The organism is Rhodohalobacter sp., assembly GCF_034521535.1.
Classification (GTDB): domain Bacteria; phylum Bacteroidota; class Rhodothermia; order Balneolales; family Balneolaceae; genus Rhodohalobacter.
In genome coordinates this window covers 26,281-51,679 of sequence record NZ_JAXHMF010000010.1, presented here as the reverse complement: position 1 = coordinate 51,679, position 25,399 = coordinate 26,281, and the positions used below count along the sequence as shown (strand labels likewise).

Below are 25,399 nucleotides of genomic sequence, written 5' to 3'. Positions count from 1 at the left end.
GTTTTATTTTTAGTTACAAGAAAGCAACTGCTTTCAGAGCACAGATCGATATGCAGAATAATCGATCATAGGCGGCTTAATATCACAATTTCTGAGAAAAAGTAAAATTTGACCTCGGTGAAATTCGCCATGAATAACAAGATGTCTGCAAATATCTTTTAATTCTGCACTTTTTTTAACCCTTTTTTCAGTAAAAAAAATAATTTCTGAATCGAGTTCAACTTCGTGATCACCAATGAGATCTAACCACTTCTTGTTTAGTTTTCTGGCTTTTTTGCGAAGCTCTCCCGGTTTATACTCATCCCACTTTTCGGTTTCACTAAACGAGGTTTCGACAACTCTGCTAAACCATATTTCCTGTATGTTTACTATGTGGGCCAGAAATGCGAGGCAGGCCACATCTTTTTTAAATGGAGAGTGATCGTTTATGTGATCTAGCAATTTGCGCGTACACCATAAATCGTAGGTAAAGAGAAGCTGAAGTGCCTGACGCTGATCCATTCAATTAATTATGCGAGTCCAAAGTATCTGCCAATTCCGCTTAAAATAAACTGCACACTGATAGACAGTGCGATAAAACCCATTAACCGGGTCATTACGTTGAGTCCGGTATGTCCAATATATTTTGCTGATATTGGTGCCAGCCTCAACAGGATATACGTTGCTACAACAACCAGAAATATAGAGATACCATTTATTAGGTAATCAAAAACACTCTCGGCCTGTGTAGCAAATCCAATCACTACAGCAATACTTCCCGGCCCCGACAATAGCGGCAGAGCAAGCGGGCTGAATGAGATATCTTCTTTTTCCAACGCAGCTTTTTCATCTTCAGCCGTAAGCTTTCTTCCCGACTTCTCCGGATTTAACATCGAATAAGCAGCCCGCATAATGATTAATCCGCCGGCTATCCGAATTCCGGGCAGTGAAATTCCAAAGAAGCTGAGTATAAACGTACCAAGCAGCAGAAAAACGATAAGTACGCCAAACATATAAAACGAGGCCCAGAGAGCTGTCTGATCTCGCTCAGCGTCACTAAACCGGTCTGTTAAAGACAAAAACAGCGGCATTGCCGCAAGAGGGTTAACAACGGAAAACAGTGAGGTAAAACTTGCAAAAAGAAGTCCCCCCCAGGTTAAAAAGTGAGATGCCGTTCCATCTGTAACTGTATCAGGTATCCATTCAAACATAGCTCCAAAGATAAAAATGATTTATTCCATTGTATACCAAAAATTCCTTCTAATATTCAGAGAAGTTGAAATAATTGTTACCTTTACTCACCCAATTTTCAGAAACAAAAATCTCTACTCATCATGTCCTATTCAGAAACTATAAGTAAGGCAAAATCAATTATAAACAGTGATAAAAGCAGGAATGAAAAACTTCAAGCCATTTGCGAGCTCTTAGACAAAGATGTTGATGTGTTCGATTGGACCGGATTCTATCTTGTAGCTAAGGATGAGGAGAATATGCTGGAACTGGGTCCATATGTTGGTGAAGAAACCGATCATACACGTATCCCATTCGGCAAGGGAATCTGCGGACAGGCGGCTAACACTCTGAAAACTTTTGTTGTACAGGATGTAAATAAAGCAGACAACTACCTGGCCTGTAGTCTGCATGTAAAATCCGAGATCGTTGTTCCAATCATGAAGGAGGATCGTTTTGTTGGAGAGCTTGATATCGACTCTCACACCAAGGATGCTATCACTCAGGATCTCCAAACACTTTGTGAAGATATATGTAAAGAGCTTTCTGCAATATTCTAAGCAGCTCAATCCTAACACTAGCCACCTGAACGAAGATGAGAGGCGGGTGGTTTTTTGCACATCAACCAAACCGATCTATTTTTCTTTCGTCTAAGATAAGGCCTGAAAATTCCGAGCATATCTTTTGGGCAGACGATCGGTTTTTGGCAATAATGAATGAGGTCTTACAAAACATTTAAAGTTGTAATAAATTATAAAAATCAGGGCTTTATCTGTGATAAATTGTATCTCTTGTAATATTCTTTCGTACGACTTCTTACATTTTCAAAATCAAAATTTTAATAAAACGACTAATCGGTTGAAAAAGCTACTTTACCTATCCGCAGCGATAATTTTTGCATTCACACTCACATCGTGCGGATCATCTGACGAAAACAATGAAAGATCATCTAACCGGCAGGGTGGCTTTGGCGAAGGATCCGCAGCCAGTGTTGAAGTAGTACCCGTTCAAACTGAATCCATTTCTGATCAGGTATTGTCTTACGGTACAATCCGGGCACAGGATGTTGTCTCCATTACTCCTCAGGTATCAAACAGGGTAACCCGAATTTTGGTTGATCTGGGCGATAATGTGTCTGAAGGTCAGGTGATGGCAGAAATTTATGACGCCACATTCAGAGATGCCGTTGAGCAGGCACGTGCTCAAATCCGCCAACAGGAAGTAGCTTTTGAACGCGATAGCTCTGAATTTGCTCGCCAAGAGCAGCTTTTTGAGCGAAATCTCATCAGCCGATCTGAACTTGATAACTCACGGGCTACATATCTTAACAGCAGAGCGCAACTGGAAGCTGCCCGAGCAAATCTTTCTCAGAGTCAGGAAAATCTTGCAAACACTAAAATCAAGTCGCCTGTGAACGGTGTTGTATTGAGCCGTTCCATCGCAGAGGGTGAAATAGCTACATCAGGACAGGTTGCTTTCGAAGTTGCCAACCTTGTTGGATTTGAAACCCGGGTCTTTTTACCTCTTCAGGACTGGGAGCTCATACAGCCCGGCCAAAGTGTTTCCCTGTCTCTATCGAGCCGTTCGGAGGCCATCGCCGAGGGTGTGGTTTCGCGAATCAGTCCACAGCTTGATCCAACAACAGGATTGGGTGAAGTGGTCATCACTCTTACAGAAACTGAAACATCCATCTATCAGGGAGCGCTGGTTCAGGCTCGTATTAATCTTCAAACAAGAGAAAATGCAGTTGTAATTCCGCGGTCGGCCATGGTAGAAAAAGTGGACACTTACATTGAACCGGAAACCGGAACCATTGAGCTTGAACGAACCTATTCAGCATTTGTGAATCAGGGCGATTCAATAGCCGTAAGGCGTGAGCTTGAGCTGGGAATACAGCAAGGTGATCGAATTGAGGTTATTAGCGGACTTCAGCCGGGTGATGGTTTAATCGTAACCGGTCAGCGTAATTTAGATGACGGTTCCAAAATTCGGGTAGCCGGTTCTATTGAAAGAGAAGAACCTGAACAAGTTCAAAAGGATACCTCTCAGGTTCAAAGTTTAATGAACCTAAGCCCTGAAGAGAGAAGAGAGAGACTTCAGAACATGTCTCCGGAAGAGCGGCAGGAAATGCGCGAGAGAATACAGCAAAATCGCAATCAGCGCTCCGGGAATAATCAGCAAGAAAGCGGTAATAATTAAGAACCAAGATTCATGAAAAATTTACCCAAAATTGCTGTAAACAGGCCCATCACCTTTATGATGGCCAGCATCATACTGATCGGGTTCGGCCTGTATGGCCTGAATAATCTCAGGCTTAACTTATACCCTGATGTATCTTTCCCCACAATTACTGTATATACCACATTTGAAGGTGTAGCTCCGGAAGATATCGAAGCGCTGATTACCCGGCCTATCGAAGAGCAGGTTGGCAGTATATCCGGTGTCCGGCGCGTACGCTCTCTCTCTAGCCAGGGATCGTCGGTTGTAAAATTAAATTTCAACTGGGGAACAGATCTATTTATTGCCGAAACCGAAGTGAGGAAACGCCTTGATATGATCCGGCGAGGCCTCCCTGATGAAGTTGAGCAGCCCATTGTTTTCTCTTACGACCCGAACGATGAACCGGTATTGGTTCTAGCATTAACCTCAGATTCACGGAGTCCGCGGGAGTTGCGAACGTTAGCTACCAGGCAGATTGAGCAGCGGATAGAGCGGATTGAGGGAATAGCTTCGGCGGAAACAGCCGGAGGATTTGACCGACAGATCAACGTGCGAATCAGTAACGCCCAAATGCTTACCTACAATCTGGATGTGGGCAACATTTCGAACCGGCTGAGACAGGAAAATGTGCAGGTCCCCGCCGGTGAACTTACCGAGGGTGAAACCGTATTCTCACTTCGAACTATCGGTGATTTTAAAAATATTGAAGAGATACGGAACAGCATTGTTTCGGTTACTGACGAGGGAAATCCGGTTTATCTGAAAGATATTGCCCGGGTTGAAGACGGGATCGCACAGCCAATCGGAAATGTACGGGTTCAGGGTAACGAAGGCGTTATCATGAACATCTACAAACAGAGCGACAGCAACATTGTAAGCGCCGCCGGTGGAGTTGTAAACACCCTGGATGAGATTCGCAATGTGTTGCCCGGAGATGTAAGCCTTGAGATACTGACGAACAAGGCAGATTTCATTAGCCTCTCTATTAACAATTTGATTATGACCGGGCTGCAAGCGGTGATCCTGGTTATTATTATGCTCCTGCTGTTTCTTCGAAACGGAAGATCTGCCCTGGTGGTGGCTATTACCATCCCGATCTCTATCATTGCCACATTCAGCATCATGGACTTTTCGAATGTGAGCATGAACATCATTTCGCTCTCCGGGCTTACCCTGGCCGTGGGTATGGTTGTGGACAACGCTGTTGTAGTGCTGGAAAACATTTTCCGATTTAAAGAGGATGGCGAGACCAGCAAAGTATCGGCTGTTTCGGGTGCTCAGGAAGTGGCCGCTCCGGTTATCGTCTCTACCCTGACAACCCTTGTCGTTTTCCTCCCGATACTTTTCGTACCCGGAATCGCCGGACTGTTATTCCGCGATTTGGCCCTTACCATTTCCTTTGCCCTGATTGTTTCCGTGCTCATTGCAATTACGTTGATTCCCGTTCTGAGCTCTCGCTTGTTTGACAGGGAACTGATTGACGCGGATAAAAAAGATCCGGCCAAAAATCTGATGAACAAACTATTGGTTTGGCGCAGACAGAATATATTCACAAGAATCCTGGCCATTCCACTCTTCATCGGATATTTCCTGCTTTGGCCATTCCTGAAAATCTGGGCTTGGATTGCCTCCAAATCTAAATCTTTCTTTTCGGGTCGTTTGGGTCCGGCTTTGGGCCGAGCCTTCGATCGAATGGAGAACGGTTACAAAAACGCACTGGACAAAAGCCTGAAAAGAAGCGGGCTCGTAGTTTTTGGTGCATTCGCGCTCCTCATAGCTTCACTGCCGATATATTTCCTGCTTGGCGGTGAGTTCTTCCCTCAGGTTGATGAAAACTTCATCATTCTGGAGGTGCAGCGCGAGCCCGGTGTAAGCCTGCTGGAACTTGAACGCACAATCATTCAGGCTGAAAATATTATTCGTGAAGAAGTTCCCGAGGCCCGGCTCATTGTTTCGGATTATGGCGATAAGATTGGCATCGAAGGTGCCGACAATCCCGGTGGCAATAAGGGGAGAATTCGAATAGAGCTCGTAGAAGTTGGCGATCGTGATCGAAGCCAGATGGAGATTGCTTCTTCCGTTCTTTCATCGTTGAACGCGGTTCCGGGTGCAAATATCAGGGAAATTCGGGAAGATCCGCTCAGCCCCGATGGCGAAACCGGATTAATTGTCCAGGTTTATGGATTTGATCAGGATGTAAAACGGGCACTGGCCTCACAAGTAATGACTGAACTGGACGACATTGAAGGTATCGTAAATGTATTTAGCTCTGCCGATCAGGGACGCCCCGAACTTCGTGTAGAGATGGACCGGGAGCGAATTGCCCGGGTGGGAATGACCACATCTCAGGTAGCCACCTCTTTAAGCAACGCTGTTCAGGGTGCAACCGCTACTACGTTTGTAGATGAAGGAATTGAGTTTGAAGTGCTGGTTGAAATCGATCCCATAGACAAAGCACAATCTACCTCATTGGAGGAACTTCAGATCCAGACACCGGCGGGCGACTGGATGCCTTTAAAGAATTTAGCACGCATTGAGCGCTACACGGGCCCATCAAATATTCTACGGGTTAACCAGGAGAGAATGGTTGAGGTGGAAGGTGATTTGGGCAGTATTGATCTGCAGACTGCAACTGAACTGGCGAATGCAGCCATAGGCAACATTGATTTCCCGGAGGGATATCGATATGAGCTGGGTGGATCAGCTGAAGAACAGCGAGAGTCGTTCTTCTATTTGATGATAGCCTTTCTCATTGCCGGAATTTTGACCTATATGGTAATGGCATCTCAGTTTGAAAGCCTTGTTGAGCCATTTATCATTATCGTAACCATTCCACTGGCACTCACCGGAGTACTGCTAATGCTCTGGATTACGTCAACACCGATAAGCGTTACGGCGATGGTCGGCCTGGTACTTTTGACCGGTATTGTAGTGAATAACGGTATTGTGATGATTGACTATATCAAAATTCTGCAATCGCGGGGACAGAACCGGCACGATGCAATTGTAAACGGTGCAGGCAGAAGGTTACGTCCCATTTTGATGACCGCTTTTACCACCATTTTAGCGATGGTTCCTCTGGCGCTTCAGCTGGGTGCCGGTGCAGAGACTTGGAGCCCGATGGCCCGCGCTGTAATTGGTGGTTTAACCATGAGTACCATCTTGATGCTTTTTGCCGTTCCATGTATGTATAACCTGATCAATTCGCTGGTAGAAAAAGCCGGTTTTGATGCTATACACAAGGAAGATCCGCTTAAGGTTTAAAGTTCTTAAGGTTCAAGGTTTAAGGTTTAAAGTTGGAGGTTCTATGAAAGTTGAAAGGTTTGAAGATCTGGAAATATGGCAGCTCTCCAGAGAGCTTTGCAAGGATGTATATCAGATAACCAGTCTTGAGCCATTTTCAAGGGACTTTAAACTTATAGATCAAATTCGCGGATCATCTGGTTCAATAATGGATAATATCGCTGAAGGATTTGAGCGTGGAGGTAATAAAGAATTCATACAGTTTCTTAGTATAGCTAAGGGATCTTGCGGCGAAACACGCTCCCAACTTTATAGAGCTTTTGACTGTAAATACATTACTGAAGCCAAACTTAAATCACTTACAAACAGCGCAATTTCTATCAGTAAGAAAATTTCAACATTAATGAATTATCTCAAAAAATCTGATATAAAGGGTCCAAAATATAAACAGTAATTAAACAGGTAAAACAATGTTGTTGAGGTAAACCTGAAACCTTAAACTTTTAACCTGAAACCCCTTCCTCTAGGAAGGCATTTTGCCATGAAAAAAATCACAATTACAGAAAGAATTCTGAAGCGACCGGTAACGGCCATTATGATGTCGCTGCTGGTTATCGGCTTTGGAATTTTCTCTCTTATGAACTTGAAGGTTACGCTGTATCCAACCTTTAATATTCCGATAATGGCTGTGTCGGTCAACTACTCCAATGTAGCGCCGGATGACATGCTCAGGCTGGTTGTGGAACCCATAGAGAGTGTAATCATGGGTGTTGAAGGAGTTGAATCATTAGACTCAAACATTCGTCAGGGTGGCGCATTTTTGATCCTCAGGCTCAAACCGGGAACCGACACCATGGTTACCGAACAAAAAGTCAGAGAAGCTGTAGACAGGATCCGGTCGGAACTCCCTGCCGAGGCTAACGAGCCCTTTATCTTTCAATTCGATCCCGACAGGGCACCAATTATGCAGCTCAGCCTTGAATCGGATGCCTTAGGACTTGACGAGCTGCGTACACTCTCCCTGGAGTTTATTGAACCCCGATTTGAACGTATACCCGGCGTGGCAGCGGCAGATACAAGAGGCGGTTTGAATCGAAATATTTACGTAGATCTCTTACCCGAGGCAATGTCGAGGCACCAAATCATGCCTGCAGAAGTCTCGAGTGCCATACAAAGCAATAATGTACAGCAACCGATTGGAAGTCTTATTGCCGGCCGAACCAGCTATAGTATCCGCGCAAACTCCATGTACGAGAACGTAGATCAGATTGCCCAGACCATCATTACAATGAGAGAGGATGTTCCAATCCGGGTTCGGGATGTTGCCGTGGTTCGAGATGATTACGAAGATATCACCAGTATCGTGGAAATTAACGGTCGAAACAGTGTGACCATCGAAATACAGAAACAGTCGGATGCAAACACGCTGGATGTGGCTCAGCAGATCATCAAAACAATGAATGAGTTTGCACCCAATCTCCCTGCCAGTGTGAGCATGCAGGTTTTAAATAACGAGGGTCAGTTTATTGAAGACTCGATCTCCAATCTGGCGCAGTCGGCCCTCATCGCACTTGTTGTAGTCATCTTAATCCTCCTGCTTTTTATGGGAGGCTGGCGAATAGCATTTGTGGTGGCCATGAGTATCCCCGTTTCTTTGACGGCCACTTTCGCCTTTATGTATTTCCTGGATATCACACTAAACATTATCTCCATAACCGGGCTGGCTCTGGCCATTGGTCTGCTGGTTGATAACTCAATTGTAGTTTCTGAAAGTATTGCAAATCAGCTCGAAGCGGGTGAAAGCCGTTTCAAAGCTGCAGTTACCGGCACCAATGAGGTTATCGGTGCCCTTCTCGGATCAACATTGACAACCCTTGCCGTTTTCATTCCAATCATGGGCTTAAGCGGTTTTCAGGGCACCGTTGCCAAAGATTTGGCTCTGACAATTTCGATCTCCATTACAAGTTCTTTTATCGCCTCCATCATATTGATTCCTGTTTTGGCGTCCTTGCTATTAAAGCGGGAGGAGTTCATTAAAAAGAGTTTCACATTTGCCTGGATCAAATCTCTGGAGAACAACTACATTAAAATTCTGGAGTGGATACTTGCCAGAAAATACGTCATAGCCCTCAGTGTTGTTCTTGTGATTGCAGGAGCAGGATATCTTTTCACGGACATACAAAAGGAGTTTTTCCCTGAAACTGATGAAGGACAGTTTGATTTTCGTATCGAACTGCCTGCCGGAACCAACCTGGCAACGACCGCCGAGAAACTGCGAGATTACACCGATATTTTAATTGACGCCCCGGAAGTTAAGACCGTTATCACAAACATTGGTCGACGCGGAAGAAGTACTTTAACCAATGGCGGGACTTTAAGTATTACCCTGGTTGATGATCAGTATCGCGAGCAGAGCACTGCAGATATTGCATCTGAGCTTCAAAATCGTTTGCAAGAGCCGGAAATTAACATAGAAATTGCCAACCTGGGCGGTGGTATACCTTCGGGTCGCGGCTGGGGTGGCCGGGGAATACGCGTGAGTTTGATCGGCCCGGATGTGGAAGTTCTACAACGACTGACGCTCGAAATGGAAAACGCTCTGATCGACGATCCAATGGTTATGTCGGTGAGTAATCCTCGATCAAGCCCGATGCCTGAACTACAATATCAGCTCGATCGCAACCGTATCAGCAGGACCGGAATAACCTCGCAGAGCGTGGCCAGTGCACTTGGCGCTCAGGCCCGGGGCAACCGTGCCGGGTTCTTCCGTGAAGAAGGAAGGGAAATTGCCATACAGGTAAGAAATAACCGGGATCAGTTTCAGACCCGGGAAGATCTTTTTTCACTGGAATTGGTTCAGTATGAAGATCAGCGAATACCTGTTCTGGGCTTGGGTGATTTTGTTCCTGTGGAAGGACTCAACAGAATTACACGTCGCGACCGGGAAACGTTGCTCGATGTGGCCGTTATGGTTCGTGGCGATATGGAAGAGTATCAGCAAAAGATTGTAGATGTGCTTGAAAATGAAATCATTCTGCCGGAGGGTTACCGATACGAGTTTACGGGATCGATTTTTTCTCAGCAGCAAAGTTCGAATGAAATATTGATCGCTCTTATTCTGGCTCTATTACTGACATACATGGTAATGGCATCCGTTTTTGAAAACCTCAGGGATCCGATTATTGTCATGTTTTCTGTGCCACTGGCATTCTTTGGCTCCCTGTTTTTCCTATACATTACGGCTACGCCACTTGAGCGTTCCCGCATATATCGGTATTGTCATTTTGATAGGAATTGTAGTGAACAACGGAATTGTACTGCTCGACTATATTCATCTAAAAACAGCCGGAAAAGAAGATTCCGGCGACTATGCCGATCTTTTCCTGGAAGCGTGTAAGCGCAGAATGCGACCCATTTTGCTGACAGCCATGACCACCATCTTCTCCATGATCCCGTTGGCGCTTGAGTTTGGGGCAGGATCTGAAACCTGGAGTCCCCTTGCCAGATCTGTTATTGGCGGATTGGCATTCGCTACAGTTTTGACCCTATTCGTTGTGCCAACCGTTGTAATTGGCATCTCCAAGAAACGCAGAAAGCTGATCGACAAGTCGTTATCGGCTTAGTAATCTGAATTCGACTATTAAAACGTTAATTTTGGTGCTCGAAAGTCCCCTCATTTTCAAGGAGGGGATTTAGGAGAGGTTGAAAAATTCTATGAATCAATATATTAAGCTGTAACAATGATAGTAAGTGCAGTAACCATCCTGACATTACCCATGCAAACATACCCTTAGTAATGTTAATGCATTGAAGACAATACATTAACACGTTTTTTTGTGATAGAAAAATCAGATTTCACTATTAACTCATACTTTGTTTAGAAAAGCAAAAATCCCTCCGGCCTTGATTGGTGGAGGAGTAGCATGGTTTGCATCTAAGCGCGGGAGACATCACAACATCTGCTCCCCCGGGAGCGATTGATGTTGTGTAACCGGGCGGGCAAACCAGGCCCGGAAGCAATCACCGCCCGGGAAGTTTTTGATTACTTTTGGCGGCCCAAAAGTAATATGGAAAATGAAACTGACTTATTTGAACCACCCCTTAATCCCCTCCTTGGAAAGGAGGGGAGAGTTTTCATAGATTTCTTTCAAACCAAGCTTAGTATATTTAACTCAACTTGTTGGCTCAAATATTCCGCTCATTCCTGAATGGAGTTTTTGAGCCAGTTCTTTACGGTCGCTGCATTGAACCGGTTTATTGCAAAAACGAATCGTGCAATCTATACGCCGGGTTTTTGCAAGATTCAGAACATGTTTGTGGAAAGGATCACGCGCACCGAAAAAACAGACGCTCTCATTTGCGGGAAGATCACCCTTCTCCTCTGCCGTTCTATACTGTATGGTGGAATAGTAAACCGGAATCTCTTCGCTTGCAGGATAATCCAGCAGTGACGGGCGAAAAGACAACACATCCTCACCGGCCGATGTTGTTCCTTCAGGAAAAAGAATGATACCCTGATACTTATTCAGGCTCTTCGATAGAATTTCATTCACCCGGGTCACGTCCCGTTTTCTTGAACGGTCAATAAATATCACACCCATTGTTTTTACCATAAAACCCAGTAGTGGCCACGATCTGACCTCCTTCTTTGCCACAAAGGTGCATTTCAGGTTCAGGTAGAGAGGAATAATATCAACGTAGCTAAGATGATTCGATACCAGAAAAAAGGGAGCTTTCGGCGGTTCTCCAATCGTTTTAACCTTGATATTTAAAAACGCACACATACCTTGCGACCACGAGTACATGTATAAATTTCGCAAAGGCTCGTATGGCAGCTTAAAAAGCCATAAAAACGCGTATACCACCAAGTAAATCAGATATAGAGAAAGTGTGTAAGCAATGAGAAGAAATATTTTTATCGATGCTATAAATGTTCTCATAATACTTTTTTCAGTCTGCTTTTAATCACCGGTCTATATTACCCGAAAAACATCTTTCTGGTACGGTCTGAAATCTCCTCAACATCCAGTAAAATCATGAAATGGATCAGATCCAGTTTTTTATCGTACGACGGGCCGGCGATAACCTTCGACCCGACATCAAGATAGTTTTTAAAAAGAGGCGGAATTTCATACTTATCTGTATCCTCTTTAAACTGTTCTTTTCTCGGTTTATACTCCTCTTTGGGTTCAATATACAAGTCCGGGTGGATATGCCCCTCTTTTTTCAGGTAGTCAAAAGTATTCAGGGCCACCTTCATATTGTTAGTGTTCAAGGCTGCATACCCAAAAAGATAGCGTTTATTAAAATGTTCGAGGTAACCGGCAAATCCTTTCCATAATAAAAACAAGACCCGGCCACTTCTATGTTCTTTGTTTATACAGGCGCGTCCTACCTCAACAGCGTTTTTCAGAACTTCATCGGGCAGTTCGTTCAAGTTAAAACGAACAGCACTGGTAAATCCATTTCCCCGACTGGCTTGCTCATACGTTTGCATCCGGTAGGTGCCAATAATTTCTTCACTCTTATTGTCCACAACAATTAGGTGATGGCACTGCTCATCATATTTATCTTTATCTCTGCCGGCATCAAAATCAAATTCTCTGGCAAGCTCTTCATTGAAAACCTTATACCTGAGCCGCATGGCAGCATCTACTTCTGCTTCTGTATTTGCGAACTTAATGGTGTATTGGTTACTTCCTACCTCGTTTAGAACTTTGTCTTTTATTAGCACTACTCTTCCAATTAATGAATTTCAGTTCTGACCACTTGATGGTAACAATTTTAGCAAATAATTGTATTACAAATTAAGAACTATCTCTTTATGAACGAAAATAGAACCAAACGTTTTCTTCTATTCTCTGATAAATAAACTATTTTTACCCCTTCTGAATTTCAGTCGGGTAGATAACCTGAGTTTGATTATTGACTAAATATTTGAGGTATTGTAAAGTCCCCTCCTTTTCCAAGGAGGGGATTTAGGGGTGGTTGAAATGGTTTACAAATCAACTTTTTGATTTCGTTACCATGCGAATAGAATAAAGAACCACCCTCGACCCCTCCTTAAAAAGGAGGGGAGCCTTTTTCCTAAATCTCATAATCAAACTCAGCTGAAAGATAAATTCATAAACTAACTACTTTTTTTGAGCACGAAAGAACAAAATCAAGGACTGTTTAGTGATCTGAATCTATACATCATTTTTGGTGTAACACTCACGTCTGTAATGGGGGTATCCAGTATAGCACCGGCATTCCCTACCATTGCCCGGTCACTGGATGTAACATCTGCCGAGATTGGTCTACTTATCACCTTTTTTACTCTCCCGGGTATACTATTTACGCCCATTTTTGGAATCCTCGCAGACCGGTACAATCGAAAAGTGATCCTTATTCCTTCGCTTTTCCTTTTTGGAATTGCCGGGACTGCCTGTGCATTCGCCACATCCTTCGATCAATTACTGCTATTCCGTGCATTCCAGGGAGTGGGTAGCGCCGCACTCGGTGTGCTCAACTTAACACTGATCGGCGACCTCTATTCCGGAAACCGGCGTGCGTCGGTAATGGGCTACAACGGAAGTGTGCTCAGCATTGGTACAGCAATGTATCCTGCCATCGGCGGTGCGCTGGCGATTCTGGGATGGAACTACCCCTTTTTTCTCACATTACTTGCCATTCCCGTTGGGCTGTTCGCGCTCTTCTTTCTAAATCAGGAATCCGAGAAAAACGGGCTGGGCATCAATCTCTACCTCAAAGAGGTTAAAACAGCACTGATGTCGAAAATGGTTCTTGGTCTGTTTATTGGCATGTTTCTCACATTCATCATTCTTTATGGAGGGTATATAACATTTTTCACCATACTGCTGGATGAGAAGTTCGAAAAGAGCTCACTGGCCATTGGTATTATTCTGTCGGGATCATCACTGGTAACGGCCATTACATCGGCTCAGCTTGGCAAATTGACCAAGCGGTTCAGTGAGAAAAATCTGATTTCAGCAGCTGCAATTCTCTACACGGTTATCTTTTTAATGATACCGATGGTTGATAATATTTGGTATTTCATTCTTCCCATTTCTCTTTTTGGAGTAGCCCAGGGGATGAATATTCCAAGTATTTTAAATCTGCTTACCGGCTATGCACCCAAAGAATTTCGAGCCGCCTTTCTTATCCGTCAACTGGATGGTGATGCGTGTCGGACAGGCGTTAGGTCCCTACGTTCTGGGATTGGTTTACCTTCATATTAGTCTTGAAGGTACATTTTATGTTACCGCCATCGCCGGGGGTCTGTTTGTTCTAAACAGTCTCACATTGATTCGCACCGGAAAAAGATCAGTCGATATTTCTGATCTTAAAGCCAGCTGAGCAGCTCATCACCCCTGCTTCCCGATTCCACATACTGTTCAAAAATCTCACTCAGATTGGAGTTCTTCTCCAACTCTTTACGGGTTGCTGAATCGAGGTAGGCCAGTATCTTCCCTTTATGGAGAATGGCTATATCATCGCAAAGATTCTCTACCACTTCCAGGATATGGCTGGTAATAAAGATCGTCGTTCCCTTCTGCTTCAGCTTCCGGATTACGTTCTTCATCCTTCCAATGGATATCACGTCCACGCTTTCAAACGGTTCATCCAGAAACATAAGTTTTGGTTCTGTTAAAATGGCGGCGCAAAACGCCAGTTTTTTACGGCTTCCTGAAGAGAGCTGCTTGGTCTTTACGTGTTTGAATTCCGTGATTTCAAAATAGTCGAACAGTGAATCAATTTTTTCGGCCAGGCCGTGCACAGGAATACTGTACATCTCACAAACATACGTCACAAACTCATAAGACGTAAAATTCTCAAACAGTAGCGGTGGCTGCAGCACCGAAGCCACATCCTTTTTAATTTCTATCTCGTTCGATGCATTGTAGCTCAAACCATTGATGATAATAGATCCCTGGTTGTAGTCCAGCAAGCCTGTCAGAATTCCAATCAGCGTGCTTTTACCCGCGCCATTTGGGCCAATAAGACCAAATATCGTTCCGGTTGGTACTTCAAGATCCAGGTCTATCAAAACCGGTTCCTTATCGTACGACTTTGTCAATTTTTCAATAATTACAGCTCGTTCCATAAATGGGGTATCACTTTTTTATTGAAGGCGACTGATACGCTCTTCATTTTTTTAATGTACATAAATAAAAGAACTACGTTCCCGGCAACCAGTGCGGCAATATGGTAAAACTGTGCGTTTTCATAAACGGGAAATGTAAATGCTCCTAAAATAAGCACTATAAACATGCCGGTAAAATTCACAGATGCAGGCACAACCGGATTCGAAACCGACATCAAGCTCACATCTTCAATCTTTTTGTAGTTATTCATAGAGCTCTTGAAAACATAGTGCGAAAATACCAGCGTAATTAACGTTACTCCCAGAAACACCTGGATCATGGTTGCTACCGACTGATACAGAAAGGGAATAAAGATGAGCACGGAAACCAATCCAATCAACGTGATTTTAAAAGACGCCATAAGTCGCTCTGTAATGATCGTATTTCTTTTGACCGGAGCCTGCAGGGTAAGCAGCAATTCCCTGTTTTCAAATCCGTACATATTGGCCATCATCACCATCAAAAATATAACCGGAATGAGTGCCAGAAAAACCGATGTCATAAACCCGCCGGATTCGTTTCCCACCGAGATAAATACGATATATGGGATAACAAAAAAGTATGTGAGCAGTATTTGGGTTTTACTGAACGGATGTTTCCAGACGGAGTAGAAAAACTTACCACCCTGACTTCCCAGCCACTTGATAAAAAATTGGATTCCATTTGTATGATCTTCGGATGAATCACTCGCAACCGGTGTAAGAAGAGCTTCCCTGGTTTGCAGATACAGATCCCTTTGGAGAACAAAACCGCATATCATAAACGTAATAAACACCACAAGGAAGATAATCTCACCGGGAATCCACACCGCTGCCGAATAGAAGATCATTCCGGGCGAATAGATAAGCCACTCGTTAACGCTCGCTGCCCATACATCCGGCTGGGTGATATATTTGGTTATATCCAGCTGCACCAAAAACAGAATCAAAATCATTACAATCAGCCCAAATAAGCCGTTTAACCAATTGGGGTTTTCTGATGTGATTCTTTTAAATCTCCACTTAATGGCGTTGATCAAACCGTAGTTCAGTACAATCAGAACGGATACCATCACGGCCTGAAAAACTGTTGATGCCATTAATCCCAGGTAGACAAACCAAAACAGATTGAACATCAAATTTACGGGATGGAGAAATCCGGCTATGTTCATGTAGTTAATCAGCCGATTGAGAGGCATCCCAAGAGCCAGCAGTTTTCGGTTATCATTGAGGCGTAATCTGCTGATTTTGGTATAGAATAGCTGCGAAAACCACACCAGGTTAATAAAAATCAGATGCACCATAAACTGAACATCCAGCGTGAACCAGGGGTATTCTTGCTGAACTAACTCATGATCTGATACAAATATGAGCGTAAATGCCACGCCGACAAACTGCCCGAAAATGAAGAGCAAGAACAGGGAATAAAATAGAATAGCCCCTATCTCAACTCCACGAAGTGAGCGCCACCACAATTTACTGTTTAGTTCAAAAAATAGTTTTGTCATAAACTGTCTTGAGTAGATGAATACGCTCTGTTAGTAGTTGCTCCAGAGCTGATGCAAAATTTTACTCTTAAACGCCTTAGATAACAGATCGAAATTTAGCCATAAGTAGATCGCAATTGCCCCGATTAAGGCGAACATTACCCACAACCGATAGGGTTGCCACTCGCCCAGGGGCACAAATACCGAATAGCCAAGGATGAATATCGCGGATGACATTGTAAAAGTCACTTTTTGCGGAATAACCGGATGCTTGAAACTGAAGGAACTGTAGCTCGCCTGCTGAAACTGATAGAATGAGCTCCAGAGAAAGATGATCATAAAACAGAGAAAAAAGAATGTATTCGCGATATAGATAGAAAATACTGTTCCCAGCTGCGGCAGGTAGGTCAGTTCAAAAATAGTTATAGCGTAAAAAATAAAGAGCGGCACGGTAATGATTCCCAAAAAACGCTCTTTGAGCTGCTTCTCAAAAGAGACCGGCATCTGAAGGTGCAGCAGAAACTCTCTGTGTTCATACCCGAACATGTTGGCCATTACCATGCCGAGAAGTGCCACCGGTATGGCTGCGAGCATGGTTGTAATCAAGATCGTTGAGATTACTCCAAAATCGACCAGCAGAAGCAGGGGGATGTAGACGAGCGGAATCAAGGCGATCGCAAAAATCTGAAGCTTGTTATACGGATGAGTCATCACATAGTAGTAGTACTTTCCGGCGTTGTGACCCAGCCATTTTTTCAGAAATCTCTGCAGTGATCCCGCCTCTTTTCGAAATTTGATAGCCGAGGGTTTCATCAAGCCCTCTTTGGTTTTGTAGAAGTGATCGCGGAAAATCAGGAATGTCAGAACAAACATAAAAGCAAACAAAACCCCTGTTAAAAGCAGTTCATGCGAATATGAAGCGGACTGTAATAGCAAACCACCGGGCAACCAGTAGAAGAACTCTGTAAATCCTGTAAACTGTTCGGCAAATTGACCAAAGAATGATTCGGGGCGACGGGTAAAAATTGTGAGCAGTGAAATAACGCCAAATACGATAAAGATAAAACTGAAGACAATGATTCTGAACCGCTTCTCAACCATTCTTAAAAAGCGATGCTTGATGGAGAAGATCATGCCGTAGTTGAGCAGTACGGCGGTAACCAAAATGGGAATATTCCAGCCGCTGTTGATTTGAAGCGACAGGAAAACGAGCCAGGTAATATTGTAAATCATATTGACCGGATGATAAAGCGCCATCAGATTCAGGTGCCAAGAGAGTTTACCTGCCGGATAGCCCAGCGCAAGCAATTTCCTGTTCTCTTCCATATTCAACAGGCGTGTGCTTGTAAAGGAGAAGTGCATAATCCAAAACACGTTGGCAAAGACCAGGATAATAAGCTGATGTATTTCCGGGGTCAGCCATGGAAGCTCAACCGCAAGTTCAGAAGTGGAATCAAGAAAAACCACAACCAGTGCCGAGCCCATTAAATTGATCAGCGTCACAAATAAAAAGAGACCGTACCCAATCAGCAAAATTGTCTGAAACGTTGTCAGTTTCGACAAGAACATTTTCCAATTCAGGTATAGCAGTTTGCTGATCATAAATTCATTTACAAAGTAAAGAAGCAGATAAAATCTGAGTTCGATTTAAGTATTTAAAATTCCCGTCCTTCCCAGAATGTGAGAATATTAAGAGGCAAATAATCAATAAATCTATTTTATGGAGCCACGAAGGTTAATTGTCTGTTTTTATATTACATCGTGTTACTTCGGGTCTTAGCGTCTTCGTGGTAAAAAAGTAATGACTGACATGTTCAATGAATGATCCATTTAATAATCGAACACAGTTTTAAAGTGTAATCAGGCCAAAAAAAGGCCCCGAAGTTTATTCCGGGGCTTTTAGTTAAAACGATTCATTGATTCTTTAAAACATGATTCCAACTACAACCGAGAGTACGGCGTTTTTCTCACCGTCATCAGAATCATCTTCAAAAACGGATGAAAAACCGTAACTATAACGAGCCTGTGCATTTAACTTCGTTATACCCAGACTAAAGTCGAGTCCAACAGCTGCAACTCCACCAAACTCAGTGCTTTTGGTAAAATCACTGATATCACCTCCAGCAAAAAACTCACCGTCATCAAACTCCGCTTCTGCATTCATATTAAATCCGATATACGGGCCGAATAAAAAATGAGGAGTGATAGGTCCGGGAGGGCCTAATTGAAATTTAGCCATTATCGGAACTTCAATGTAATCGACCTTAATTTTACCGGAGACACCCTCATCTTCTAATTTGGCACCTTTTTGAGTGTAGTTTACGCCACTTACAATACCAAACGGTATAGCCGGAAGAGATATATCCAGAGTAGCACCTACCGTTAATCCGGTTTTGGCCTCATATTCAAAATCTGAACCGCTAAAATTTGAAATATTCATTCCCGCTTGCAATCCAAAACTGACCGGACTCTGTGCATTTGCTTGTTGTATCATAGCTGCTGTCATAAATAGTATGATTAGCAGACTTGTTAGCTTTTTCATAATGTACCTCTATCTTTTAAGGTGTTTGTTTTATTCAGGATAGTTTCCCTCATTGTTTGTTACATCAATTAATCAAAATTGTCCATTAAATAAAATAGATATTTTATGAATCGAGGATAATAATCCAGGTTCTGTCTTGGTCGGCATGAGTATTGTTGAATTTAGGTTTAACCTGTTGACTTGGGGCGCTGCCCCAAGCTGGGTTGTCTCAGGCTTTCAGCCTGTAAGGGTTTGGTTAACAATACTTATAGGCTTTGATGCCAAAGAATAGTCTTACAGCTTTATCATTCAGCATGAATTGATGGTGTAAACTACATAAATCAACATGAGCCCAACTTTCCTATACCCAAAAACAAAAGCCACCCTGAACTGAATCAAAGTGGCTTCGAATGGTCATAATCTTAATTTTCTGAACACTTTTATAACACCTCTCTCAAAAACCGCCCGGTATGGCTCTCCTCCACTGCCGCGATATCCTCCGGGGTACCTGTCGCTACTACCTGTCCACCGCCAAATCCACCTTCCGGACCAATATCAATAATCCAGTCGGCCGACTTGATCACATCCAGGTTGTGCTCAATAATAATAACCGAATGCCCCTGATTCACCAGATCGTTGAATGACTTCAGCAATTTCGCAATATCCTCAAAATGGAGTCCTGTGGTCGGCTCATCAAAAAAGTAGAGTGTATGCTGGTTGTTGGTCTTGGAGAGGAATTTCGCCAGTTTCACGCGTTGTGCCTCACCCCCGGAAAGTGTGGTCGCACTTTGACCCAGTTTCAAATAGCCGAGCCCAACATCATCCAGCGGCTGAAGTTTATTTACGATCGACGCCTCATCCACAAAGAAGTCGAGGGCGTCGCTTACGCTCATCTCCAGTACATCGTGAATATTTTTACCGCGATATTTTACCTGCAGTATCTCTTTCCTGAACCGTGTTCCCCCGCACTCCTCACAAACCAGTTCAATATCGGCCATAAACTGCATCTCGATCTTCTGCACGCCCTCACCCTGACACGCCTCGCAGCGTCCGCCCGGCACATTGAATGAAAAATGTCCGGGTGTGTAGCCCATAATTTTAGACTGACGGGTATTTGAAAACAGATCGCGAATGCCATCAAATGATTTCGTGTAGGTAGCCGGATTTGATCGTGTAGAGCGCCCGATTGGACCTTGATCCACCATCTCAACCGCTTCCACGTGTCGCAGTCCACTCAGTTTGCGATGCCTTCCGATCTTCTCTTTCCACGTTCCCAACTCGTTCTGAATAGATGCATAGAGCGTGTCGTGAACCAAAGTCGATTTACCGGAGCCGGAAACTCCCGTTACGGTAACCAGTTTGCCGAGCGGAAACTCCACATCAATGCTCTTCAGGTTGTGCTCGGATGCACCCTCAACCAGCAGTGACTTCCCATTTCCTTTCCGGCGTTTTTCAGGGACAGGAATCTTTTTCTTGCCGCTCAGATATTTTCCGGTGAGCGTATTCGATTCTAAAAGTTCATCATAAGGACCGCTGTAAACCACTTCCCCGCCATAGCTTCCCGCAAATGGCCCGATATCGATAATATTATCCGCCGCCTTAATCATCTCCGGATCGTGCTCCACAACCAGTACGGTATTTCCGATATCCCGAAGTGATTTCAAAATATTGATCAACCTGTTGTTGTCTCTGGGATGAAGTCCGATTGTCGGCTCATCCAATACATACAAACTTCCGATCAACGAGCTCCCCAGTGAGTTTGCCAGGCTGATCCGCTGCGACTCTCCACCACTTAATGTATTTGTGAGACGTTCCAGCGTGAGGTAATCCAGCCCGACCTCATCCAGATATTTCAGGCGTTTTCTGATCTCATACAAAATCTGTCCTGCCACCTCCTTTTCAAAATCGGAGAGCGTCAGGTCTTCAAAGAACTCGCGGGCGTGACCGATCGTCATCTCCGAGACCTCTCCGATGTGCATACCGCCCACTTTTATATAGAGCGCATCTTTACGCACGCGATATCCTTCGCAATCCGGGCAGCGGCTGTATCCCCGATAACGGGAGTAGAGCACGCGCATGTGCACCTTGTAGAACTGACTCTTAACATCCTTAAAAAACCCGTGGATTCCGGCATACCCGCCTTTCCCGTTCCACAAGATGCGCTTCGTTTTCTTATCCAGATTTTTGTACGGCACGTCAATCGGCAGCTGATCCTTAGCCGCCACTTTGATAAAATCCTTTAAATATTTGCTGAACTTTGGCGAATCGAACGGAGCAACGGCACCGCCTCGAATCGTCTTATCGTGATCTGGAATTACCAGATCTTCATCGATTCCGGCCACCCGGCCAAATCCCTCGCATGTATCGCAGGCGCCAAACGGGTTGTTGAACGAAAACATCTGTGGCGTAGGCTCCAGGAACTCCATCCCGTCGCGTTCAAACCGTTCACTGAACGGATACTCTTTACCATCTCTTACTTTGATGGAACAGCGTCCGTTTCCTTCTCTGAAAGCCGTTTCTATAGAGTCGGCCAGACGACTCCTGCCATCGTCATCCTTTTTCAGGGCGAGGCGATCAACCAACACACGGTAATCTTTCGGCTTGATCTTTTTCGGATCCACATCATCACCGCTCAAATCCACCATCTGCTCATCATCCACCTTCAGCAGACGCGTGAGCCCCTTCTCTTTCAACACGGTGAGCTGCTCTTCCATCTTCCGACCCTCTCGCAAATCGATCGGAAAGAGAACATAAAATTTGGTCTTCTCCTCCAGCTCATCAAACAGCTCCTTGATGATGGTCTCGGGCGTATCTTTCTGAACCTGTTTGCCTGACTTTGGTGAGATTGTCTTCCCGATTCTGGCAAAGAGCAGCCTCATGTAGTCGTAGATCTCCGTGGAAGTCCCAACCGTGGAGCGGGGATTGCTGCTGGTTGTCTTCTGTTGAATGGCCATCGCCGGAGAAATCCCCTGCATAAAATCGACATCGGGCTTGTCCATCCGCTCCAGAAACTGGCGGGCATAGCTCGACAGGCTCTCCACATAGCGGCGCTGACCCTCGGCATAGATCGTATCGAATGCCAAGCTGGACTTACCTGAACCGGATACCCCCGTTACGACCGTGAGCCTGTTCCGGGGTATTTCAACGTCAATATTTTTAAGATTGTGAACCCTTGCTCCCTTTACAATGATGGGGCGTTCTGAAGTAGGGACTCCGTTTTTTGAACTTTCTTTCTTTTCGATAGCTGATTCGCTCATGAAGCGTTAATTAGATGATTCCGCAAACGTGTAAAAATACGAAACTATTTACCCGAATGGCAGAATGGATTTGCAGAATAATTAATAACAATCTGATCGGTCTGATGCGTTCAGTGGTTCACCGCGGAGGCGCGGTGGGCGCAGAGGTGGAATGGGTAGGTCGCGGGGATAAATCCCACGCTCGTGTGTGTAACCCATGAATGGGTTGTGTGGTAAAGTCTCCCCTTGAGGGGAGTGCCGTAACAGAGTGAAGGCGAGGGGTGTTCAATGAGATTTCGTAATATTTTGATGAACGAAAGTCCCCTCATTTTCAAGGAGGGGCTCCGAGCGCAGCGATTCCCACGAAGTGATTTAGGGGAGGTTCAATCGGTGATTTTTGAAAATAACCGGAGTTAAAATTCTAAACAGATTTTCTCGCAGTTTATACTTCGTGAAACTTTGTGACTTGACACCCCCCTTTGGTGAGCTACCGTGTGTACACATCTTTAATAATATTGGTGAAGGCTTCAATATCTAAATAAAGTATTAAAGCGATTATAGCCTTTTTCAATGAGATCCCTCCAAGCGTTCGCTACACTCTCTTAGTCGGGACGACATGGTACTGGGTAAGGCAGCAGCGGGCCTGTCCTTCGTAGCCTCGGCGCAGGCGGGCAGAAAACTGTATATGGGAAAAATGGTGAGAGCTGCCCGCCGCCTATTCCCATTTGTAGCCTGTCATTCCGACTGGAAACCCCGACTGCTTTTTTTTGTCGGGTTGCAGTGGAGGAATCCCCAGAAATCCATCTAATATTTACCTAGGTCATGTATAAAAATCTCCCATACTCCTTTGCGTACACCGCGACTCCGCGGTGAATTTTACGTTCACTTTCATAGTTATCTTTATCTATTAATTTAGATTCGACTAATCCTTTACTCTTTTGGTTCAAATACTGTACTTTCAGTCTGACTTTTATATCGACCTATAATCAACATATACTATTCGAAATCGATAGATGCAGAATCCCTTCAGCAACAAATCTGGCAATCATGAACATGTAATAGAGCCCAAAGAATCCGGGCTCGGAACATTTGGCGGGGTGTTTACACCTTCCATTCTTACCATCCTTGGCGTTATCATGTATCTGCGATTTGGCTGGGTTGTAGGAAATGTAGGGCTGATCGGTTCTCTTATCGTTGTTACAATCGCCACTTCAATTACTTTCCTTACTGCACTTTCAATTGCATCCATCGCAACGGATCAGCGGGTGCGAATCGGCGGAGCCTACTACATGATCAGCCGTTCGCTGGGAATTGAATCGGGCGGTGCTATCGGAATTCCGCTCTTTTTTGCTCTGGCCCTATCAGTCGCACTCTACACCATTGGTTTTGCAGAAAGTATTGTCAGCGTTTTTCCAAATCTGAATTTCAAATGGGTAGGCATTGTCACTACAGTTGCGGTTGCGGCACTGGCGCTCGTTTCCGCAAAGGCCGCCATCCGGGCACAGTATTTTATCATGTTTGGGATTGGATTATCCTTGCTTTCGCTGATATTCGGAAGCCCAATTGAAGAGTCATCCATTGAAATGTGGGGAGCGGCCGACCGGAATTCGGAAAGTTTCTGGGTTGTGTTTGCGGTTTTCTTCCCGGCCGTAACGGGTATTATGGCGGGTGTGAATATGTCCGGCGATCTAAAGGAACCTGCCAAATCGATCCCAAAAGGTACGTTTTATGCCATTGGAGTCGGGTATGTCATTTATATGCTCCTGCCGATTATACTGGCAAACCGGGCAGACGCCATCACCCTGATTGAGGACCCGCTAATTATGCGCAAAATCTCCTACTGGGGTGATGCCATTTTGATCGGTGTTTGGGGCGCCACTCTTTCGAGTGCAGTGGGAAGTATTCTGGGAGCGCCAAGAGTTCTGCAGGCGTTGGCCCGCGACGGTGTTCTGCCCCGCTGGCTTCGCTGGCTGGGACGCGGTGAAGGTGAAGATGACACGCCCCGCCTGGGAACAATACTCACTATGGGTATCGCTCTTGTTGCCGTTGCGATGGGAGACTTGAACCTGATCGCCCCCATCTTAACCATGTTCTTCCTCACCACATACGGAGTTCTGAATATTGCCGCAGGTACAGAGCGCCTGCTCGGCAGTCCCTCATTCAGGCCGAAGTTTAAAGTTCACTGGATCTTTTCACTGTTGGGGGCTATCGGCTGTATCAGCGTTATGTTCCTGATTAACGCAGTGGCTACCGGTATCGCTTTTGTGTTTGTAGCCGTCATCTTTGCATGGCTCGAAAGCAGAGAGTTAAAAACCACCTGGGGTGATGTACGAAGAGGTATCTGGATGGCCCTGATTCGCGGCGGGCTCATGCGTTTGGATGATACAGAAGAGGAGAAAACCTGGAGACCTCATCCGCTGGTACTTTCCGGAAGCCCAACCAAAAGATGGCATCTCATCGAGTTTGCCTCCTCATTGACACAGGGACGCGGAATATTAACCGTTTCCTCCGTTATAACAAGCGACAAGGTTAGGATCCAGCAACGATCCAGTATGGAAGCGAATGTCCGGGATTATCTTGCAAAACGAAGTGTTCAGGGATTGGTCCGGGTTATTTCCGCACCCGATTCATTTGAGGGAGCAAAGCGACTGGTCGATTCCTATGGTCTCGGAACTCTGGTGCCCAATACCATAATTCTTGGAGATAGCGAAAATCTTGAAATTCGCGATAAGTACTGCGATATGATCCGGTATTTCTATCACCAAAAAAGAAATGTCATCATTATACACGACAACAAAGAAGTGCATTTCAACAACTACCAGAAAATCGACGTGTGGTGGGGCGGATTGAAAAAGAATGGCGGCCTCATGATTCTGCTGACCTACATGCTGCAAAGCAGTATACGCTGGCACAATGCCGATGTTACCATCAAGATGGTAGTGAAACATGAAAATGCTGTTGAAGGTATCCGGAAAAATCTTGTGAAAATCCTCAACAAGATTCGTATTGAGGCGTCCATTGAACTCATTGTTTCCGAGGGCCGGTCTTTTAAAGAAATTCTGCACGCCTCATCAAGCAACGCCGATCTTATTTTATTGGGTATGGCCACACCCGGCGATGACTTTGTTGCTTATTACGATTCGATACAGGAACGGCTGAAAGACCTGCCTACAACAGCACTGGTACTTGCCGGAGAGGAGATGTCCTTTGGCGAGGTTCTGCTGCAGCAGGATGAATTCCAGGAGACGTAGAGGCTCTCTCAACTCCTGCCTGCCGACTTTTCGCGGGGATGTATCCCGCGACCAACAATTTCTTCTCCGCGCCCTTTGCGTCCTCGCGGTGAACCCTTCTGATCCTT

Annotated in this window: 17 protein-coding genes; 8 read left to right on the top strand and 9 right to left on the bottom strand. The window is 44.8% G+C overall.

Features of this window, described 5'->3' with window-relative positions:
• Positions 1-33: 33 nt before the first annotated feature.
• Both U5K35_RS18530 and U5K35_RS18525 read right to left on the bottom strand, forming a co-directional pair.
• Positions 34-501: a DinB family protein gene (locus tag U5K35_RS18530; RefSeq protein WP_322573010.1), complete on the bottom strand. Its 468-nt coding sequence runs from the start codon at positions 499-501 to the stop codon at positions 34-36.
• A gap of 8 nt (positions 502-509) precedes the next feature.
• Positions 510-1,190 carry a MarC family NAAT transporter gene (locus tag U5K35_RS18525; RefSeq protein WP_322573009.1) on the bottom strand — a complete coding sequence of 227 codons (681 nt, stop codon included), beginning with the start codon at positions 1,188-1,190 and terminating at the stop codon, positions 510-512.
• A 123-nt stretch (positions 1,191-1,313) separates the two neighbouring features.
• On the opposite strand from U5K35_RS18525, the gene U5K35_RS18520 reads away from it, so the two are divergent.
• The 6 genes from U5K35_RS18520 (at position 1,314) to U5K35_RS18495 (ending at position 10,295) form a co-directional block, all read left to right on the top strand.
• Positions 1,314-1,769: a GAF domain-containing protein gene (locus U5K35_RS18520; protein ID WP_322573008.1), complete on the top strand. Its 456-nt coding sequence runs from the start codon at positions 1,314-1,316 to the stop codon at positions 1,767-1,769.
• Between the two features lie 298 nt (positions 1,770-2,067).
• Positions 2,068-3,408, top strand: coding sequence for an efflux RND transporter periplasmic adaptor subunit (locus U5K35_RS18515; protein ID WP_322573007.1), 1,341 nt, complete (start codon positions 2,068-2,070; stop codon positions 3,406-3,408).
• 12 nt (positions 3,409-3,420) lie between these two features.
• On the top strand, positions 3,421-6,693 hold the full coding sequence (locus tag U5K35_RS18510) for an efflux RND transporter permease subunit (protein ID WP_322573006.1): 3,273 nt from the start codon (positions 3,421-3,423) through the stop codon (positions 6,691-6,693).
• Between the two features lie 43 nt (positions 6,694-6,736).
• On the top strand, positions 6,737-7,126 hold the full coding sequence (locus U5K35_RS18505) for a four helix bundle protein (protein ID WP_416221674.1): 390 nt from the start codon (positions 6,737-6,739) through the stop codon (positions 7,124-7,126).
• Between the two features lie 87 nt (positions 7,127-7,213).
• Positions 7,214-10,069 carry an efflux RND transporter permease subunit gene (locus tag U5K35_RS18500; protein WP_322573005.1) on the top strand — a complete coding sequence of 952 codons (2,856 nt, stop codon included), beginning with the start codon at positions 7,214-7,216 and terminating at the stop codon, positions 10,067-10,069.
• Positions 9,972-10,295, top strand: coding sequence for an efflux RND transporter permease subunit (locus U5K35_RS18495; protein WP_416221673.1), 324 nt, complete (start codon positions 9,972-9,974; stop codon positions 10,293-10,295). The genes U5K35_RS18500 and U5K35_RS18495 overlap by 98 nt, the downstream gene beginning before the upstream one ends.
• A gap of 549 nt (positions 10,296-10,844) precedes the next feature.
• Here U5K35_RS18495 and U5K35_RS18490 read toward each other — a convergent pair.
• On the bottom strand, positions 10,845-11,612 hold the full coding sequence (locus tag U5K35_RS18490; RefSeq protein WP_322573003.1) for a lysophospholipid acyltransferase family protein: 768 nt from the start codon (positions 11,610-11,612) through the stop codon (positions 10,845-10,847).
• Positions 11,613-11,650: 38 nt separating this feature from the next.
• Entirely contained in the window at positions 11,651-12,406 is a 756-nt protein-coding gene (locus tag U5K35_RS18485; RefSeq protein ID WP_322573002.1) for a GNAT family N-acetyltransferase, read from the bottom strand.
• A gap of 409 nt (positions 12,407-12,815) precedes the next feature.
• Between U5K35_RS18485 and U5K35_RS18480 the strand changes: the two genes are divergently transcribed.
• The gene (locus U5K35_RS18480; RefSeq protein ID WP_322573001.1) at positions 12,816-13,913 is read left to right on the top strand and encodes an MFS transporter; all 1,098 of its coding nucleotides are present in this window, start codon (positions 12,816-12,818) and stop codon (positions 13,911-13,913) included.
• Between the two features lie 104 nt (positions 13,914-14,017).
• On the opposite strand, the gene U5K35_RS18475 is transcribed toward U5K35_RS18480, so the two are convergent.
• From U5K35_RS18475 to uvrA, 5 genes are all read right to left on the bottom strand, one after another.
• A complete protein-coding gene (locus U5K35_RS18475; RefSeq protein WP_322573000.1) occupies positions 14,018-14,779 on the bottom strand; it encodes an ABC transporter ATP-binding protein in 762 nt (253 codons plus the stop codon).
• Positions 14,764-16,305, bottom strand: a complete 1,542-nt coding sequence (locus tag U5K35_RS18470; protein ID WP_322572999.1) for a hypothetical protein — start codon at positions 16,303-16,305, stop codon at positions 14,764-14,766. The genes U5K35_RS18475 and U5K35_RS18470 overlap by 16 nt, the downstream gene beginning before the upstream one ends.
• Positions 16,306-16,335: 30 nt before the next feature.
• Complete coding sequence (locus U5K35_RS18465) at positions 16,336-17,886, bottom strand: hypothetical protein (protein ID WP_322572998.1); 1,551 nt, start codon at positions 17,884-17,886, stop codon at positions 16,336-16,338.
• A gap of 322 nt (positions 17,887-18,208) precedes the next feature.
• Positions 18,209-18,826 carry a porin family protein gene (locus U5K35_RS18460; RefSeq protein WP_322572997.1) on the bottom strand — a complete coding sequence of 206 codons (618 nt, stop codon included), beginning with the start codon at positions 18,824-18,826 and terminating at the stop codon, positions 18,209-18,211.
• A gap of 419 nt (positions 18,827-19,245) precedes the next feature.
• Entirely contained in the window at positions 19,246-22,062 is a 2,817-nt protein-coding gene (gene uvrA, locus U5K35_RS18455; protein WP_322572996.1) for an excinuclease ABC subunit UvrA, read from the bottom strand.
• 992 nt (positions 22,063-23,054) lie between these two features.
• On the opposite strand from uvrA, the gene U5K35_RS18450 reads away from it, so the two are divergent.
• Positions 23,055-25,292 (top strand): Na-K-Cl cotransporter, encoded by a 2,238-nt coding sequence (locus U5K35_RS18450; RefSeq protein WP_322572995.1) that lies wholly within the window; start codon positions 23,055-23,057, stop codon positions 25,290-25,292.
• Positions 25,293-25,399: the final 107 nt, after the last annotated feature.

Coding starts and splice junctions, on each gene's coding strand:
- U5K35_RS18450 (WP_322572995.1), top strand. CDS start 23,055: ATGCAGAATCCCTTCAGCAACAAATCTGGCAATCATGAACATGTAATA.
- U5K35_RS18465 (WP_322572998.1), bottom strand. CDS start 17,886: ATGATCAGCAAACTGCTATACCTGAATTGGAAAATGTTCTTGTCGAAA.
- U5K35_RS18510 (WP_322573006.1), top strand. CDS start 3,421: ATGAAAAATTTACCCAAAATTGCTGTAAACAGGCCCATCACCTTTATG.
- U5K35_RS18525 (WP_322573009.1), bottom strand. CDS start 1,190: ATGTTTGAATGGATACCTGATACAGTTACAGATGGAACGGCATCTCAC.
- U5K35_RS18475 (WP_322573000.1), bottom strand. CDS start 14,779: ATGGAACGAGCTGTAATTATTGAAAAATTGACAAAGTCGTACGATAAG.
- uvrA (WP_322572996.1), bottom strand. CDS start 22,062: ATGAGCGAATCAGCTATCGAAAAGAAAGAAAGTTCAAAAAACGGAGTC.
- U5K35_RS18530 (WP_322573010.1), bottom strand. CDS start 501: ATGGATCAGCGTCAGGCACTTCAGCTTCTCTTTACCTACGATTTATGG.
- U5K35_RS18490 (WP_322573003.1), bottom strand. CDS start 11,612: ATGAGAACATTTATAGCATCGATAAAAATATTTCTTCTCATTGCTTAC.
- U5K35_RS18460 (WP_322572997.1), bottom strand. CDS start 18,826: ATGAAAAAGCTAACAAGTCTGCTAATCATACTATTTATGACAGCAGCT.
- U5K35_RS18520 (WP_322573008.1), top strand. CDS start 1,314: ATGTCCTATTCAGAAACTATAAGTAAGGCAAAATCAATTATAAACAGT.
- U5K35_RS18470 (WP_322572999.1), bottom strand. CDS start 16,305: ATGACAAAACTATTTTTTGAACTAAACAGTAAATTGTGGTGGCGCTCA.
- U5K35_RS18500 (WP_322573005.1), top strand. CDS start 7,214: ATGAAAAAAATCACAATTACAGAAAGAATTCTGAAGCGACCGGTAACG.
- U5K35_RS18505 (WP_416221674.1), top strand. CDS start 6,737: ATGAAAGTTGAAAGGTTTGAAGATCTGGAAATATGGCAGCTCTCCAGA.